This window comes from Amycolatopsis jejuensis (assembly GCF_000717335.1).
GTDB classification, from domain to species: domain Bacteria; phylum Actinomycetota; class Actinomycetes; order Mycobacteriales; family Pseudonocardiaceae; genus Amycolatopsis; species Amycolatopsis jejuensis.
This window is the reverse complement of sequence record NZ_JNYZ01000022.1, coordinates 36,870-53,281: the sequence shown is the minus strand read 5'-3', so window position 1 is coordinate 53,281 and position 16,412 is coordinate 36,870. Positions and strand designations below refer to the sequence as shown.

The 16,412-nt window shown below is 68.8% G+C and carries 18 protein-coding genes; 15 read left to right on the top strand and 3 right to left on the bottom strand.

Annotated elements, in window-relative coordinates; translation table 11 throughout:
- Window positions 1–39 precede the first annotated feature (39 nt).
- The 8 genes from OO71_RS47745 (at window position 40) to OO71_RS28990 (ending at window position 6,892) form a co-directional block, all read left to right on the top strand.
- On the top strand, window positions 40–738 hold the full coding sequence (locus tag OO71_RS47745; protein WP_051792428.1) for a GntR family transcriptional regulator: 699 nt from the start codon (window positions 40–42) through the stop codon (window positions 736–738).
- Between the two features lie 103 nt (window positions 739–841).
- Window positions 842–1,402 carry an isochorismatase family protein gene (locus tag OO71_RS29020; protein ID WP_033293110.1) on the top strand — a complete coding sequence of 187 codons (561 nt, stop codon included), beginning with the start codon at window positions 842–844 and terminating at the stop codon, window positions 1,400–1,402.
- Complete coding sequence (locus OO71_RS29015; RefSeq protein WP_245633805.1) at window positions 1,399–2,652, top strand: 3-isopropylmalate dehydratase large subunit; 1,254 nt, start codon at window positions 1,399–1,401, stop codon at window positions 2,650–2,652. Before OO71_RS29020 ends, OO71_RS29015 begins: the two co-directional genes overlap by 4 nt.
- A gap of 2 nt (window positions 2,653–2,654) precedes the next feature.
- Window positions 2,655–3,164, top strand: coding sequence for a 3-isopropylmalate dehydratase small subunit (locus tag OO71_RS29010; RefSeq protein ID WP_033293109.1), 510 nt, complete (start codon window positions 2,655–2,657; stop codon window positions 3,162–3,164).
- Window positions 3,157–4,020 (top strand): isocitrate lyase/PEP mutase family protein, encoded by an 864-nt coding sequence (locus tag OO71_RS29005; RefSeq protein ID WP_051792427.1) that lies wholly within the window; start codon window positions 3,157–3,159, stop codon window positions 4,018–4,020. The genes OO71_RS29010 and OO71_RS29005 overlap by 8 nt, the downstream gene beginning before the upstream one ends.
- Before the next feature lie 17 nt (window positions 4,021–4,037).
- Complete coding sequence (locus tag OO71_RS29000; protein WP_033293107.1) at window positions 4,038–5,174, top strand: LLM class flavin-dependent oxidoreductase; 1,137 nt, start codon at window positions 4,038–4,040, stop codon at window positions 5,172–5,174.
- On the top strand, window positions 5,171–5,905 hold the full coding sequence (locus OO71_RS28995) for an SDR family NAD(P)-dependent oxidoreductase (RefSeq protein ID WP_033293106.1): 735 nt from the start codon (window positions 5,171–5,173) through the stop codon (window positions 5,903–5,905). Before OO71_RS29000 ends, OO71_RS28995 begins: the two co-directional genes overlap by 4 nt.
- Before the next feature lie 3 nt (window positions 5,906–5,908).
- Window positions 5,909–6,892, top strand: coding sequence for a zinc-dependent alcohol dehydrogenase (locus OO71_RS28990; RefSeq protein WP_051792426.1), 984 nt, complete (start codon window positions 5,909–5,911; stop codon window positions 6,890–6,892).
- Here the strand turns inward: OO71_RS28990 and OO71_RS28985 are convergent.
- Entirely contained in the window at window positions 6,889–7,389 is a 501-nt protein-coding gene (locus OO71_RS28985; RefSeq protein ID WP_033293105.1) for a MarR family winged helix-turn-helix transcriptional regulator, read from the bottom strand. The genes OO71_RS28990 and OO71_RS28985 overlap by 4 nt on opposite strands.
- 202 nt (window positions 7,390–7,591) lie before the next feature.
- Here OO71_RS28985 and OO71_RS28980 point away from each other — a divergent pair, with 202 nt between their 5' ends.
- The 7 genes from OO71_RS28980 to OO71_RS28955 are packed head-to-tail and all read left to right on the top strand — an operon-like array spanning window position 7,592 to window position 14,036.
- Entirely contained in the window at window positions 7,592–9,091 is a 1,500-nt protein-coding gene (locus OO71_RS28980; RefSeq protein WP_051792425.1) for a class I adenylate-forming enzyme family protein, read from the top strand.
- Entirely contained in the window at window positions 9,088–9,867 is a 780-nt protein-coding gene (locus OO71_RS28975) for an enoyl-CoA hydratase/isomerase family protein (RefSeq protein ID WP_051792424.1), read from the top strand. The genes OO71_RS28980 and OO71_RS28975 overlap by 4 nt, the downstream gene beginning before the upstream one ends.
- The gene (locus OO71_RS28970; RefSeq protein ID WP_033293103.1) at window positions 9,864–10,601 is read left to right on the top strand and encodes an SDR family NAD(P)-dependent oxidoreductase; all 738 of its coding nucleotides are present in this window, start codon (window positions 9,864–9,866) and stop codon (window positions 10,599–10,601) included. Before OO71_RS28975 ends, OO71_RS28970 begins: the two co-directional genes overlap by 4 nt.
- Window positions 10,602–10,618: 17 nt before the next feature.
- On the top strand, window positions 10,619–11,791 hold the full coding sequence (locus OO71_RS28965; protein WP_051792423.1) for an acyl-CoA dehydrogenase family protein: 1,173 nt from the start codon (window positions 10,619–10,621) through the stop codon (window positions 11,789–11,791).
- Window positions 11,792–11,800: 9 nt separating this feature from the next.
- On the top strand, window positions 11,801–12,589 hold the full coding sequence (locus OO71_RS28960; RefSeq protein WP_211260632.1) for an SDR family NAD(P)-dependent oxidoreductase: 789 nt from the start codon (window positions 11,801–11,803) through the stop codon (window positions 12,587–12,589).
- A 47-nt stretch (window positions 12,590–12,636) separates the two neighbouring features.
- On the top strand, window positions 12,637–12,909 hold the full coding sequence (locus OO71_RS49275) for an OB-fold domain-containing protein (protein WP_162186116.1): 273 nt from the start codon (window positions 12,637–12,639) through the stop codon (window positions 12,907–12,909).
- Window positions 12,906–14,036, top strand: coding sequence for a thiolase family protein (locus OO71_RS28955; RefSeq protein WP_033293102.1), 1,131 nt, complete (start codon window positions 12,906–12,908; stop codon window positions 14,034–14,036). The genes OO71_RS49275 and OO71_RS28955 overlap by 4 nt, the downstream gene beginning before the upstream one ends.
- A 361-nt stretch (window positions 14,037–14,397) precedes the next feature.
- Here OO71_RS28955 and OO71_RS28950 read toward each other — a convergent pair whose 3' ends face one another.
- Entirely contained in the window at window positions 14,398–15,126 is a 729-nt protein-coding gene (locus OO71_RS28950) for a GntR family transcriptional regulator (RefSeq protein ID WP_033293101.1), read from the bottom strand.
- A 229-nt stretch (window positions 15,127–15,355) separates the two neighbouring features.
- Window positions 15,356–16,333, bottom strand: a complete 978-nt coding sequence (locus tag OO71_RS28945; RefSeq protein ID WP_084145376.1) for an SDR family NAD(P)-dependent oxidoreductase — start codon at window positions 16,331–16,333, stop codon at window positions 15,356–15,358.
- Window positions 16,334–16,412 lie beyond the last annotated feature (79 nt).

The window sequence follows — 16,412 nt, the reverse complement described above, 5'->3', positions numbered from 1 at the left end:
CTGTTGGGTGATCCTGCCCGACAGTGCAATGATCGGACGATGAGCAGGTCAGGGGAAAACGGGTCGGTCGTCGATCGGATCGCCGACGAGTTCCGCGCGCGGATCCGGCGCGGTGAGCTGGTCGGCGGGCAGCGGCTCGTCGAGGCGGACTGGACGCAGGAGCTCGGGGTCAGCCGGGGTCCGGTGCGGGAGGCGCTCGGCAGGCTGGCGAGCGAGGGGCTCGTGGTGATCGAGGCGAAACGCGGGGCGCAGGTGCGGCGGATGCTGCCGAAGGACGTCGAGTCGCTCTACGAGGCGCGGGCGGCCATCGAGGGGGCGGCGGCCGCCGCGGCGGCGCGGCGGATCGACGAGGGCGACCACCGGGTGACGCTGGAGAAACTCGTCGCCGAGAACGAGAAATTCGCCGGTGGCGGCGAGTTCTCGTACTACCTCGGCACGAGCATGCACTTCCACGAGGTGATCCTTGACATCGCGGACAACGAGATCCTGTCGCGGGTCGGCCGCCAGCTCCACGTCATGGCCTACCACCTGCACACGACGCGTGTGGCGCGGGCGACGGCCCCGCTCAAGCACCTGACCGTGGCGGGCTCCGCGCAGTGCCACCGCGACATCGCCGACGCGATCCTGCGCGGCGACGCGGCGAAGGCCGAACGGCTGATGCGCAACCACCAGCGGGACACGCGCCGGGGCATTCTCGCGGTCGGCCAGGAGGAAGCCGAGCCGGTCCGGGGTAGCTGAGCCAGGATCCGGTCATTGACTGGGCTCACCGTCGGGCCGTATTGTCCTACAACATGATAAGGCAATCGAAGATCACTGCTGGCCACGGCGCCGGAGGTGTCCGATGACGCTCAGCCCGTCGAGTACCGCCCTCGTGCTGGTCGACCTGCAGAACGGCGTCGTCGGGATGCCGCTCGCCCCGCGGACGGGGGCCGAGGTGGTGGCCGCGGCAACGCAGCTGGCGGGCCGGTTCCGGGAGCGGCAGGCGCCGGTCGTCACGGTCACCGTTGCGTACCCGGGCGGGCAGGCTCCGCCGGTCGACGTTCCGCCCCCGGCAGTTCCGGAGACGATGCCCGCGGGCTGGGACCAGCTCGCCGACGGCCTCGCCGAGCCCGGCAGCGACCTCCCGGTGGTCAAACAGGGCTGGGGTGCGTTCGCGGGTACCGGCCTCGCCGAAACGTTGCGGGAGCGCGGCGTCGACACCGTGGTGATCGCCGGGATCGCGACCAACTTCGGCGTCGAGCAGACCGCGCGCGAGGCAATCTCGAACGGGTTCGCGGTGCTGGTCGCCGCCGACGCCACTTCGAGCGTTTCCGAGGAGTACCACGAGTTTTCGCTCACCCGGGTGCTGCCCATGATCAGCCGGGTCCGCACGGTCGACGAGATCGGCAAGCTGCTCTCGTGACCGGGTTGACCATGACCGAGAAGATCCTGGCCCGGCACGCCGGCCGGGACTCGGTCCGCCCCGGGGACATCGTGGTGACCTCGGTGGACACCGTCGTACCGCTCGACATGAACTTCTACGATTCGATGTGGGCCGAGCCGACGAAGGTGTTCGACCCGGACCGGGTCGTGGTCATCTTCGACCACGTCGTACCCGCGCCGAGCAGGCAGGTCGGGGAGGCGCTGGAGCGCGGCCGGGCGTTCGCGGCGAAGCACGGGATCACCCGCGTGCACGACGTGGGGCCGGAACAGGGCATTTGCCACCAGCTGATCGCAGACGTGCCGTACGCGATGCCGGGCGAGCTGCTGGTGTGCGTGGACAGCCACACGTGCAGTGGCGGCGCGCTCAACTGCGCGGCCCGTGGGATCGGTGCGCCGGAACTGATCTACACCATGGCCAAAGGCGTCACCTGGTTCCAGGTCGGGGAAACGGTCCGGTACGAACTCACCGGCACGCTTTCCCCTTACGTGGCAGCAAAAGACGTCTTCCTGCACCTCGCCGACCACTACGGCGCGCACGTCGGGCAGAACATCGAATTCGGCGGTCCGGCACTGTCCACGCTGACCCTGGACCAGCGCCGCACCCTCACCACGATGTGTGCGGAAGTCAGCGCGGAGTTCGCGATCGCCGAGCCGGACGACGTGCTGCGGGCGCACCTGGAAGCCCGTGGCCGCACCATGGACGGCGCGGTGTACCCCGATGCCGATGCCGAGTACCACGCCGTCCGGACGCTCGATCTGTCCGAAGTGGAGCCTCGCGTCGGGCTGCCCGGGTCGGTGGTGCACCACACCGCCGGGGTGCGCAGCGTCCGCGGTACCCGGATCAACCGCGCCTTCATCGGGTCGTGCGCCAATGGCACGATCGCCGACCTGCGGGAGGCGGCCGCGGTGCTGTCGGGCCGGAAAGTGGCGTCCGGCGTGACGTTGTTCGTCACCCCGGGTTCGCAGGCGATCTACCGGCAGGCTGTCCACGAAGGACTGGTCGCCACGCTGACCGACGCCGGTGCCGTGGTCACGGTTTCCTCGTGCGGGATGTGCGCCGGGTTCCAGAATTCCCTTGGCCCGGAAGACGTGTGCATTGCTTCGAGCACGCGCAATTTCGCCGGGCGCATGGGCCATCCGGACGCGCAGATCTACCTGGCGTCCTCCGGCACGGTCGCCGCGTCCGCGGTGGCCGGGGCGATCGCCGACATCCGCGAGTTTCAGGAGTGACCATGGCAGTTCCGGGGCGGGTGTGGTGTTTCGGCGACGACGTCAACACCGATCTCATCCAGCCGATGCACACCGTGTTCAAACCGGTGGCCGAGCAGCACCGGTACGTTTTCGAGGCGAACCGCCCTGGCTGGGTCGATCTCGTGGAGCCGGGCGACATCCTCGTGGCCGGACGGAATTTCGGCACCGGGTCCAGCCGTCCGGCCGCGAAGCTGCTGGTCGACCTCCGGCTCGGCGGGCTCGTCGCCGATTCGATCAACTGGCTGTTCTTCCGCAACTGCGTGAATTTCGCGTTGCCCGCGTTGAGCTGCCCTGGGGTCAGCGAGCTCTTCACCGAAGGTCAGCACGCGCGGCTTGACCTGGTCGCCGGTACGGTCGAGAACACCGACACCGGGCAGACGCGGCAAGGGACGCCGTGGACGCCGGAGCTGCTGGACATCGTGGCCGCGGGCGGGTTGCTGAAGCAGCTCGAGCGGGATGGCCTGCTGGTCACCGGGACGTCCGATGAGTGACGCGCTACGGTCGCTCCTCGAAGCGGGTCCGGTGCTCCTGCCTGCTTGCTACGACGGCATTTCCGCCGCCGTGCTGGAACAGGCGGGCTTCCCGGCGCTCGCGGTGTCCGGGGCGGGGCTGGCGATGAGCCGGCTCGGAGTCCCCGACCTCGGGCTGCTGACGCTCACCGAACTCGTCGACGCCGTCCGGCCGATCGTGCGGCGGGCCGGGGTGCCGGTGCTGGTCGACGCGGACACCGGCTTCGGCGGGACGCTCAACGTGGTGCGCACGGTCGAGGAACTTGCCGCCGCCGGGGTCGCGGGCATCCAGCTGGAGGACCAGGTTTCCGCCAAGCGGTGCGGACATCTCACCGGAAAGGCGGTGGTGAGCGCGGGCGAGTTCACCGAGCGGATCGCCGCCGCGGTGCTAGCCCGTGGGGAATCCGGGCCGCTGCTCGTCGCCCGTACCGATGCGCTTGCCGTGCACGGAATCGACGACGCCCTCGAACGAGGTCGGCGGGCCTTGGCCGCAGGCGCTGACCTGGTGTTCGTCGAGGCCCCGACCTCGATGGAAGAAGTGGAGCGAATCGGCGCGGCGTTCCCCGGCCGCGCGTTCTACAACCTGGCGACGGGCGGTCGCAGCCCGGCGCTCCCGCTGGAGCGGCTCGGCGAACTCGGGTACCGGATGGCGGTCTGCCCGACAGTCGCCCTTTACCCCGCGGTGCACGCGTTGCGTACGGCCGCCGCCACTTTGCACCGCACGGGCAGCGACGCCCACCTGCAAGAACTCGGACTGTCCCCGGCCGGATTGTTCGACGTGGTCGGGCTGTCCGGCTGGCTCGACCTCGACGCGCGGGTCGCCCGCGCTGCTCACTGACGACGACAGGAGATCCGATGACGTACCTCCCGGCTGTCCCACGCACCACCACGGGTCCACTCTTCGCCGATACCGGCCTCAAACTCGGGGTGTTCGGCCTCAACGTCACGTCGGCCGGAGCCGTCACCGCTTCGCCGGAACGGCACGAGATCGACTGGGACCAGAACGTCCGCCTCGTCCGGATGGCCGAGGACGCGGGGTTCGAGGCCGCGATCCCGTTCTCCCGCTGGCGCGGGTTCGAAGGCCGCACCAACCCGTGGGGCAACAGCTTCGACCCGTACACCTGGGCGGCCGCGCTGGCCGCGCTCACTAGCCGCATCACACTGTTCGCGACCTCGCACTGCCTGACCGTTTCGCCGGTGATGGCGGCGAAACAGATCGCCACGATCGACGCCGTTTCCGGCGGCCGGATCGGGCTCAACGTCGTGGCCGGCTGGTTTGCCAAGGAATTGCGCATGTTCGGGGTCGAGACACTCGATCACGATGCGCGGTACGGCTATTCCGAAGAATGGCTGGACATCGTGCTGCGGCTTTGGGAAGGCGGTGAGGACTTCGACTTCACCGGGAAGTGGCTGACTGTCGAAAGTGGATACAGCAGGCCCGCGCCGATCCGGCAACCGCATCCGCCGATCATGAACGCGGCGTTTTCCTCGCGGGGACACCAGCTTGCCGCGCGATACGCCGACCTTTCTTTTGTGTCCGCTTTGGACGCAGCGTCCGCCCGGAAGAAGGTCGGCGAGATCCGGGAGGTGGCCGAGGGATTCGGGCGCGAGCAATCGGTCTGGATCGCGGCGTCGGTGGTGTGTGCCGAAACGGATCAGGAAGCGCAGGAAATGGTGCGGCGCTGGTCGGAGGTCGACGCCGACGAGGTCGCGGTGCGCAATGCGATCGAATGGACCATGGGCGGCGCGCACATGCCGGAGGAACAGCATCGGCAGCTGGCGAAGGCGGTCGCGTCCACCATGGCCGGGTACCCGCTGGTCGGCACGCCGGAGCGGATTGCCGCGCAACTGGCCGACCTGCAGGCGTCCGGGGTCGACGGGGTAGCGCTGACCTGGATGAACTACGAAACGGGGATACCCAGGTTCATCGACGAGGTCCTGCCGATCCTGGAACGCGAAGGCGTCCGGCAGCCGGTCGGGAGCACGCGATGAGCGCCCGGTTCGAGGGCAAGACCGCAGTGGTCACCGGCGCGTCCGGGGATCTCGGGCGGCTGCTGTGTACGGCGTTGCTGGACGAAGGCGCGTCGGTGATCGGGCTCGACATCGACGCCACCCGCGGCGAGCAGATGGTCGAAGCCGGGCGGGCCTTCACTTTCCGGCAGCTCGACGTCACCGACGCGGCTGGGGTCGAGGCATTCGGGCGCGCGTGCGAACCGGTGGACGTTTTGATCAACGCGGCGGGCGTGATTTCCTATGCGCCGATGGGCGAAACCACGGTCGAGGAATGGGACCGGGTACTGGGAATCAATGTGCGGGGCGCATTCCTGGTCACGAAGGCCCTCGAACCGGTCCTGCGCGAGGGCGGGGCGGTGGTCAACATTTCGTCGTCCGCGGCTGTCCGGGCCGGGGCGGGCTGGTCGGCCTACAGCACGTCGAAGGCCGGTCTGGTCGCGTTTTCCAAGGTGGCGGCTGCGGAACTGGCGCCGGGGGTGCGGGTGAACGTGGTGTGCCCGGGCGCGCTCGACACGCAGATGCCGCACCGGCTGCTCGACGGGCATCCGGCCAAGGACGAGGTCATGACGCAGATGGCGCAGGCGTCGATGCTGGGACGGCTGGGCGAGGCAGCGGAAGTCGTGCCGCTGTGCCTGTTTCTCGCGTCCGCCGAGGCCAGCCTGATCACCGGCGCGTCGATCGCCATCGATGGCGGCATGACGGCCTGGTGAGCCATGCGCGCCGTCGTGAAATCGGGGCCAGGGCCGGGAATCTCGCTCACCGAGATCGCGGAGCCGGGGCCGCCGGGGCCCGGTGAGGTGCTGCTCGAAGTCGCCGCGTGCGGGATCTGCGGGACCGACGTGCACACCTACCGCGGCGACGAAACGCCGGGAATGCGGTACCCGGTCGTGCTCGGGCACGAGTTCGCCGGGACCGTGATCGAGACCGGGCCGGGGGTACGCGAGACCCGGCCCGGTGACCGGGTTGTCGTGGAGAGCCTCGGCCGGTGCGGTTCCTGCCCGGAGTGCCGCATGGGGGCGTTCAACCGCTGTACCGGCTCGCGCCGGCTCGGGCACGACGTCCACGGTGGACTCGCGGCTCGGGTGCTCGCGCCCGCGTCGAGTACGTACCGGCTGCCGGACGAGATTTCTTTCGTGGCAGCAGCTTTGCTGAAACCGCTCGGGGTGGCAGTCCGCGTTTTCGAACGTTGCGGCTGGCTGCCCGGCGACCGCGTTGCGGTGGTGGGCCCGGGCGCCATCGGGTTGCTGACCGGGCTCGTCGCACGGGCGAGTGGTGCGTCGTCCGTCGTCGTGGTGGGCCGGGCGGCCGACGAGCACCGGCTGGCTCTGGCGGCCGAGCTCGGTCTTGCGACCGCCCGGGGCGAGGGCGCGCATCTGGTCGTCGACACCACCGGGTCGGCGGAAGGTCTGGACCAAGCCGTGGCACTGGCCCGCCCGGGCGGAACCGTCGCGGTCGTCGGGACGGCGGCCCGCGCCGGGGTCAGCCCGCGTGATCTGGTGCTGAAGGAGCTCGCTGTCGTCGGGGTGCTGACCCGGCAGCCCTCCACCTGGCAGCGGGCCATCGACCTGGTGGCCTCGGGTGCGGTGGATGTCGCGCCGCTCGTGTCGATGGTGCTGCCGCTCGCGGACACCGAGCGGGGAATCCGCGCGCTCCTCGACGGGTCCGCCCTCAAGGTCGTGATCGAGCCCGGGGGCTAGTTGTGATGCTCGACCATCTTGCGCAGCAGAGTGGCCAGGCTGCGGCGTTCCGCGGCCGACAGCTCGCTGGTCCAGGTGCGCTCGCGGGCGTGGTGGCTTTCGAAGGTGTCCAGCACCGTTTCCAGCCCCTGCCGGGTCAGGTCGACGGTGACGACGCGGCGGTCGGCCGATTCCCGGCGCCGCTGGACGAGCCCGGCGTCCTCGAGCGTGTTGAGCACGCTGGACACGCTCGATCGGGTCACCGCGGCGAGTTGCGCGAGCTGCCGTGGCTCGCTTTCCCCGACGACCCAGAGCGCGAACATCACGCGGAACCCGGCGTAGCTGACGCCACGGGAGCGGTAGACGTTCTGCTCGAGGTCGGCCACGAGCTTGTTCGCCGCGCGGACGAGGTTGAACGTCACGGTGAGCACGTCGAGATCGACGTCGACGCCGGAGCGGCGGGCGCGCTCCACCATGAGCTCCTCGTAGTCCTTGGCATGGATCTGGTCCACGGTCACCTCTCCGATCGATCCTGACGATCAGACTTCACTCTATGTGATCTCGTCCGTGGCTGGGAGACCGGGCTTCCGTAGTTAGTAAGACTTGAGATGATGAGAGCCTTGACTAATTGCGGTCGATGAGAGAGCGTGGAAGGACGCCGGACGAGGTTTCCGGCTTTCTCCGGAAGAAAGGGCGGCAGGCGTGCGGACCCTTGCTGATGTGACGCGGCGGGGCGCGAGGCGCTTCGGCGACCGGGTCGCCGTGCGGATGGGCGATCAGGCCCTGACCTACGCCGAACTCGACCAGGAGGCCGACGCGCTCGCGGCGGCGTTCGCGGGTCTGGGCGTGCGGCCGGGTGACCGGGTCGCGATCCTGGCCGAGAACTGTGTCGAATTCGTGGTGGTGGCGTTCGCCGCGATGAAGGCGGGCGCGTGGTTCGTCCCGCTCAACTTCCGTTACGGGCCGGACGAACTCTCTTACGTCCTGCGGGACATCGCGCCGCGGGTGGTGGTCGCCGGTCCGGGGTATGCGGCTGCGGTAGCTGGGGAGGCACCCCGGCTGGTCGTGCTCGACGAGGCGGAGAGCGGGCTCGGCGTGCCCTATGCGGACTTGGTGAAGTCGGGACCGGGACCCGTCGATCTCGCCGAGCCGGACGCGGTGGCCACTGTTCTGTACACCAGCGGAACCACGGGCGCGCCGAAAGGGGTACTGGCGACCCACGACGCCACGGTGCGGTTGCTGCCGGTGTATGCCGTCGAAGGAGATCTGCGCGGCGGCGACGTCATGCTGATCTCGATGCCGTTGTTCCACGGCGGTGGTCTGGTGATCCAGCTGTTCCCGGCGCTCGCATTCGGTGCCACCGTGGTGCTTTCAGGGCGCGGTTTCACGGCGGACAACGTGCTGTCGTTGGTCGAGCGTGAGCGGGTGACGATTACTTTGTGGTCGCCGACGATGCTCGCGATGCTGGTGCGCGACGACAATTTGAGCCGTTATGACACATCGTCGCTGGCGAAAATCTGGTACGGCTCGTCGTCGATTGCCGGGACGGTACTGGCACGTGCGCGGGAAGCGTTTCCGCGCGCCGGGTTCTTCCAGTGGTACGGCACCACGGAGGCGACCACCATCGCGGTCCTGCGCCCGGAGGAGCATCTCGAACGCAGCGACCAGACCGGACGCGAGGTGTTCCTCGTCGATGCGCGGATCGTCGATGCCGACGGCGCCGAGGTGCCCGTGGGGGAGATCGGCGAGGTAGTGGTGAGCAGCACGGGCACGGGAATGGTCGGCTACCACGCAAAACCGGAGGCAACCGCGTCCGCGATCCGCGACGGCTGGCTGCACACGGGCGATCTTGCGCAGCGGGGAACGGGTGGCTACTTCACGATCGTGGACCGGATGAGCGACCTCATCATCTCCGGCGGGGAGAACATCTACCCGCGTGAGGTCGAGGAGGTCCTGCACGGTCATCCGGCCGTCGCCGAGGCAAGCGTTTTCGGGGTACCCGACGAGGTTTACGGCGAAGCGGTCGCCGCGGCGGTCGTCTTCCGGCCTGGGGTCGAGGCGGATTGTGCGGAGTTGCGGGCTTATGTAGGGGAGCGGATCGCGCGGTACAAGCGTCCGTCCACTGTGGTCGCTGTGGAGGAGTTGCCGCGTAACGCTTCCGGGAAGGTGCTCAAGCGGGCGTTGCGGGAGGAATTCGGTGCGAGGAGGGGGTTGTCGTGACGTTGCCTGCCTTTGAAACGCTGCTGGTGTCGGATGAGGACCAGGTCCGGTGGATTACCCTGAACCGGCCCGAGGTGCGGAACGCGATCTCGCCCCTGATGTTGTCCGAGCTGGAAACCGTGCTGACCGCATCCGCCGAAGATAACGCGGTGCGGGTGCTGGTGCTCACCGGTGCCGGACGGGCGTTTTGCGCCGGAGCGGATCTCGCCGTCGAATCGGACGCTCTGCCGGACGTCGACCTCGCCCGTAGCGACGCGGTGTTCGACCTGCTCGAACGTCAGCCGCAGCCGGTCGTCGCCGCGGTGCAGGGGGCCGCAGCGGCGGGCGGGCTGGAACTGTTGCTGTGCTGCGACATCGTGCTCGCCGCCACCGGCGTGCGCATCGGCGACGTGCACGCGAACGCCGGGCTGCTCCCGGGGGCCGGGGGCAGCTACCGGCTGCCGCGGCGGATCGGCGTGAACCCGGCGCGATGGCTCATGATGACCGGGGAAATGGCCCCGGCGGATGATTTCCGGCGCTGGGGACTGGTCCACGACGTCGTACCGGCGGCGGAACTGATTCCGGCGGCCGGGCGATTGGCACAGCAGCTGGCGGAAAAGAGCCCGCTTGGGTTGCGACGGATGAAGGAGCTGCTCCGGGACGGACTGGAGCAGGACCGGGCGACCGGGCTCGCGCATGCACTCTCGGTGGCGCAGGCGCACCAGAAATCGGCTGCCTATGCCGAAGGTGTACGGGCGTTCGCGGCCCGTCGGGCGCCGAGGTTCACCGGGCGATGACCACTCTCGAAGGCGAAGTTGCCCTGGTCACCGGAGCGTCGTCCGGGCTGGGGGCCCACATTGCGCAGGTGTTGGCGGACGCTGGCGCCACCGTGCTCGCCGCAGCGCGACGCGTAGAGCGGATTCCCAGCGGGTCTGGCCGGATCGTCCCGCTGGAGCTGGACATCACCGATCGTGCGGCGGTCCGGGAAGTGATTGCCCGAGCCGCCGAAGTACACGGCTGGCCGGGAATTCTGGTGAACAACGCGGGCGGCGGCGTGGTGAAGCCCGCGCTGGACCATACGGACGAGGACTGGGATCACGCGCTGGCGGTCAATCTCACCGGTGCCTGGACAGTGTCCACTGTGGTCGCCGCGGGGCTGCGCGACCGGGACCGTCCGGGCACGATCGTGAACATCGCGTCGGCCGCCGGGTTGCGCCCGGTACCCGATACCGCGGCTTACGGGGCAAGCAAAGCCGCCCTGGTGCACCTCACCCGGCAGCTCGCGCGGGAATGGGCGCCGCTGCGGATCCGGGTCAACGCGATCAGCCCCGGGCATTTCCCGACGGAGCTCACCGCGGACCTGCTGGCCGAGGACAGCGTGCGCGAGCGCGTGGCCCGCCGGGTCCCGCTGGGTCGCCTCGGCGAACTCGACGACCTGACCGGGCTGGTCCTGCTGCTCGCGTCGGCCGCGTCGGCCTATCTGACCGGCGCCGTGATCCCGCTCGACGGCGGGCTCACCTTGCTTTCCTGACAGTTCGAGGAGGGGAATTGGACGACAACGACCACCGGAAACTCCGCCTGGCGATTTACCGGGCAATGGCGGAACTGATCCCGCCGATGGAGGACCGGATAGAGGAAACGGACTGGATTCCGAAGGACGTCCTCGTGCCCGCATTACGCGAGGTCGCCGCTTTCGGATTGCTGATCCCGGAGAGGTTCGGCGGGTCCGGGCTCACCGTCTCGCAGTACTTGCCGATTCTTGCGGACCTGTCGCGGATCCACGGTGGACTCCGCGGTTTCGTGCACGCGCACAATTCGTCCGCGCACGTTTTCGAAATGCTGGCGAGCGAGGAGCAGAAGGAAGCGCTGCTGCCTTTGGCGGCCACCGGGCACGCGTCCTTCGGCATGGGAATCACCGAGCCGGATCACGGTACCGGGGCTGATCTCGGTACCACCTGTCTGCGGGATGGCGACGAGTACCGGATCAACGGGCAGAAATGGCTCACCACGAATTCGGACTGGGTCAGCCATTTCATCCTGTTCGCGAAAACCGATCCGGATGCGGGCGCCGCCGGGGTGAGCGCGGTGCTGGTCGAGCGGGACCGGCCGGGGCTGAGCATCGGCCCACTGCCGCCGACCCTCGGTACCCGGGGACTGCAGCACGGCCACCTGAAGTTCGCCGACGTGCGGGTCCCGGTCGCCAACCGGCTCGGCGAGGAAGGCCAGGGCCTCGGACTGATCGAGCACGGGATGGAGGTGAGCCGGGTCTTCGTCGCGGCCTCGTCGCTCGGGACCGCGGAGGAGGCGCTCGCGCTGAGTGTCGCGCGGGCGAACGAGCGGGTCACCTTCGGCCGTCCGATCGGCACCCGGCAGTCGATCCAGCGGTACCTGGCCGAGATGGCGACGGATGTCTATGCGCTGCGCGCAATGCTGGACGACGCAGCGGCCAAAGTGGACGCCGGGCTGCGGATTCCCATCGAGGCGTCGGCGTGCAAGCTGTTCGGTTCCGAAGCGGCCTGCCGCGTGACCGACCGCGCATTGCTGGTCTTCGGCGGCATCGGCTTCACCCGGATGTTCCCGGTCGAGCGGATGCTGCGGGACGCGCGGGCGAACGTCGTGGAGGAAGGGCCGCCCACGATCCAGCAGTTCGTGATCGCCCGCAGCCTGCTGAGCGGAGCGACCTTGCAGGGCCCGTCGATCTTCGAACCGATTCAGGGATGAGGCTTGTCTGTGAACGAGAATCTGCTGTCGATGGAAGGCCGGGTCGCGGTGGTGACCGGCGCCGGGCAGGGAGTCGGCCGTGCGGTCGCCCTGCATTTCGCCACCCACGGGGCCCACGCCGTGGTGGTCAACGACTATTACGGCGACCGGGCGGCGAGCGTCGCGGAGGAGGTGCGGGCGCATGGCGTCGAGGCGCTCCCGCTGGCGTTCGACGTCACTGACCACGACCAGGTGGCCGGCGCTTTCGCCCGCGTGCAGGAGGAATACGGGCAGCTGCACGTGCTGGTCAACAATGCGGGGAATGCCGGACCGGGCGGACAAGCCGGGTTCTCCGATTTCTGGTCGGAGGGACCGAAAGACTGGGATCGCTGGCTCGGCACGAACCTGTACGGCGTGCTGAATTGCGTGCGCCACGGCGTGCCGTTGATGCGAGAGCACGGCAGCGGCCGGGTGATCACCGTGATTTCGGACGCGGGCAGGCAGGGTGAACCGGGGCTCGAAGTGTATTCGGCGGCGAAAGCCGGGGCGGCCGGTTTCATGCGCGCGGTGGCCCGCAGCAGCGGCCGGTACGGCATCACCGCCAACGCGGTGTCGATCGGCGCTACACGGACTCCGTTCGTCGCCGACCTGCTGGACAACGCGGCGGCTGCCAAGGAACAGCTGAAGCGGTACATGATCCGCCGTTTCGGCGAGCCGGAGGACATCGCGAACATGATCCTTTTCCTGGGCTCCGGGGCGAGTTCGTGGGTGACCGGGCAGACGATCCCGGTCAACGGCGGGTACTCGGTGGCACTGTGAGCGCGCCGGAAGCTTGCCGATGCGGACGGTGCGGTGCGGCATTTCCGGTGACAGATGGTCGTGACCGGTGCCCGTATTGCGGCGGTACCGGCCTGACCGAGGCGACGTTGGCCGCGCGCGGCACGGTGGTGTCCAGCACTGTTGTCCGCGTCGCTCCACCTGGCGTGGAAGTGCCGTACACGGTGGCGTACGCCGATTTCGAGCCCGGCGCACGGCTTTTCGCGCGAGTCCGGGGAGACGCACCGATCGGTGCCGCCGTCCGGCTGGCTGCCGCGCCGGAACCGGAGTACTACACGTTCGAGCTGGAGGGACAGGGATGACCAGGGTCGCGGTGGTGGGGACGGGGCTGGTCCCGTTCGGCAAACATGAGGACCGCACGCTGGAGGAGCTGGGTAGTGCTGCGGTCGAACAAGCACTCGCCGAGTCCGGGTTGACGCCCGGCGCGGTGTTCTCGGCGAACGTGCTCGGCGGCGGCGGTGCCGGGCAACGGATTCTCGCGCGCGCCGGGATGCCGGGGGTACCGGTCGTCAACGTCGAGAACGCCTGCGCGAGCGGGACCACCGCGGTACACCTTGCGCGCCTGGCGATCGCGGCCGGACAGTGCGACGTGGTCCTCGTAGTCGGCGCGGAGAAGATGACCGGCAAGTTCCAGGGCGGGATCACCTTGGACCGTACGGACCGTCCGACGCAGCTCGGGCTGACCATGCCGGCGATCTACGCCCTCAACGCGCAGCGTTACGCCCACGACCACGGGGTCGATCTCGACGATTTCGCCGAGGTCAGCATCAAGAACCGGGCTGCCGGGGCCCGTAATCCGCACGCCATGTTCCGGAAGCCGGTCACCCGCGCGGACGTACTGGGCTCCCGTCCAGTAGCCGACCCGCTGACGCTACTCCAGTGCTGCGCGAACGCCGACGGTGCGGCTGCGCTGGTGCTCGCTGCCTCGCATGTGGTGTCCCCTGGCCACAATCCGGTGTGGCTGCTGGGTTCGGGACTCGCGTCGGGCAGCCCGATGGGCCCGGGTACGGAGTTCGGCACTTCGCTCCCTTCCCGGCTCGCCGCTGACCAGGCGTACGCCACAGCCGGAATCACCGCGGACGACGTCGACGTCGCCGAAGTCCACGACGCATTCACAATCGGCGAGATCACCTCGATCGAGGGCCTCGGCCTGGCAAGCCGCGGGAAGGGCCTGCGCGCCGTGTTGGACGGCGAACTGAGCCTCGGCGGCCGGATACCAGTGAACGCGAGCGGCGGACTGCTGAGCAAGGGCCACCCGGTCGCGGCTACCGGCGTCGGTCAGATTGTCGAGCTGACGGCACAACTCCGTGGCGAGGCAGGAGAACGCCAGGTTCCCGGCGCGCGGGTAGGCCTGGCGCACACGGTGGGCGGCGGGGTGGCGACGTTGGACGCGATCGCGAGCGGAGTGGTGATCGCGGCTGCTGATTGACCGTTGCCCGGCGCGGCTGGGTGGCCACAGTCTGCAGGTTCTTGCCGGGCAGCTGCCTGGTGTGGATGGACCGTTGTTTGATGCGGTGTTCGCTCCGGTTGCCCGCCGCTTGAGTCGTTGCTCGGGGCTGGGCATCGTGGATTATGGATCGCCGGTCGCCGCCGAGGGACGCTACTAGCCGACCGCGGCGGGGTGCCAAGCAGACCGCCGCCATCGTGCCCGGCGGCCCCCCGGCGCGGGTGGGTGAGCACAGTCCTCAGGTTCTTGCCCAGCAGCAGCCCGGAACGGCTGAGCGGGCACGGCCGGGAGCGGTCACCCCGATGTACACGCAGACAATGGCCGGATCGGGACCCGGCCGAGGTCAGGACCTTCCGCTGAGTGGCTCCTGTGCCGTCAGGTCCGACAGCGTCTTCGAGAGGTGCTCGAAGTTGTGCTGCAGATGTGCCTGCATCTGCTCGGCCGCGCGTGCACCGTCGCGGGCGGTGAGGAACTTGATGATTGCCCGGTGTTCCCGGATCGCCCTCTTGCGGTAGGCGGGGGGTGGCTCGGTCACGGTGATCTGGTGGTACACGTCGGCCGAGTTGCGCAGTTGTTCGATCAGTTCGGCGAGCTTGGGGCGGTCCGCGGCGTTGTAGATGATGCGGTGGAACTCGCGGTTGGCGTCGGCTCGTTGGGTCTCGTCGCCGGTCGGGCGGGAAGGTTCGTACGCGGTGACCATGCGGTCGACCTGGTCCTTGAGCGCGTCGATTCCGGTCTTGCCGATCCGGGTGGCTGCGTGTTCCGTGGCCATCGGCTCTAGGACGGAGCGGATCTCGTAGTTTTCGCGCAGGTCTGCCTGGCTTGGCAGAATCACCTTGACACCGCGGTGGGCGTCCTGCTGGAGCAGTCCCTCCCTGGCCAGCATGGTGAACGCCTCGCGCACCGGGGTGGTGCTCACTCCGAAACGCTCGCTGATCTCGATCTGCCGCAGCCTGGTGCCGACCGGCAGGTCACCGGACAGGATCAGGCGCCGCAGCTCGGCGCCGAGCGCTGCCGCCCGGGTGGCCGGGATGGCCGCCGGTGAAAGGGAAGTGGCTCGCCCGTCAGCCATCGGTGGCTCGATCGATCGCTGGGATCCCCTGCACAGTCATACTGCCGATAATACACATTACGAAACCGACCGAAGGAACGTCCTTTCCCGAGGAAATCCCGCCCAATCGTTCGACGATCAGGTCGTCGTTGGGAATCAGCCGGTCATGCATTGTGCATGAACTTCGCCCGCACGAGCACCGGTGGGCGACCCGACGACGCCGATCCAGGCCGTCGCCGGACCGGCCCGGTCATCCGGCATGCGCGGTCTTCCCGCCGTCGATCACCATCTGGCTGGCCGTCATGTACGGGAAGTCGTCCGAAGCCAACGCCAGTGCGAAAACCGCGATCTCATCCGCCGTGGCCATTCGCTGCAAACCCGGGACGTGCGATTTCGCCCAGTTCGCCGCGAAAGCGTTCCATACCGCGTCCGGCATATTCATCATGCCCGCCGAGCGGCGGACCAGGTCGGTGTTCGTGGTGCCTGGGATGAGGGTGTTGATGCGGATGTGGTCGGCGGCGTAGTCGTGGGCTGCGGATTGCACCATGCCGACCAGGCCGCGTTTGGCTGCTGTATAAGCAGACCGGCCCTCGTTGGTCGAGATTGCGTTGGACGACGCCGTGACGACCACCGTTCCGCCGCCTCGGCGGCGCAGGTGCGGGATTTCGTATTTGAGGGCGAGGAAATTGCCTCGGAGATCGGTGTTGACGACGTCGTCCCATTCGCCCGACGTGTATTCGTGCAGTGGTTTCTCGATCGTGATTCCCGCGTTGTTGAAGCACGTGTCCAGCCCGCCGTACTTTGCTGCGATCGTATCGACGAAGTGTGCGACTTCGGCTTCCACGCGGACGTCGGCACGAACATAAGTCGCCTCGCCGCCTGCGGTGCGGATTTCCTGTTCTACCTGTCTGCCCAGGTTTTCCCGGCGGCCGCAGAAGCCGACCTTGCCGCCCTCGGCGGCGAACCTGATTGCGGCGGCGCGGCCGATTCCCGAGGTGGCGCCGGTGATCACGACGACCTTGTTCTCGAAGCGACGGCGTTCTGCCGGGCGGATCACCGGCGACGCCTGCGCCCCCTGTACGAAGGCGACCCCGCCGGCCGCTCCGGCCACGGCGGCTCCCGCGGCGATGGCTCCGGTGGTGAGGATCCGGCGCCTGCTGTGGCGGCGAGGCGTCTCGGCGGCGCGCGGCGTCTCGGCAGCGGGTTCGGTGGTGTTGTCGTCGGCCATCGGGCCCTCCTCCTGGTTTCGGCTCCAGGCCCAGGCTCCGGGCTGCGCGCGCCGGGCGAATCTGTCAATCCGACCGGTC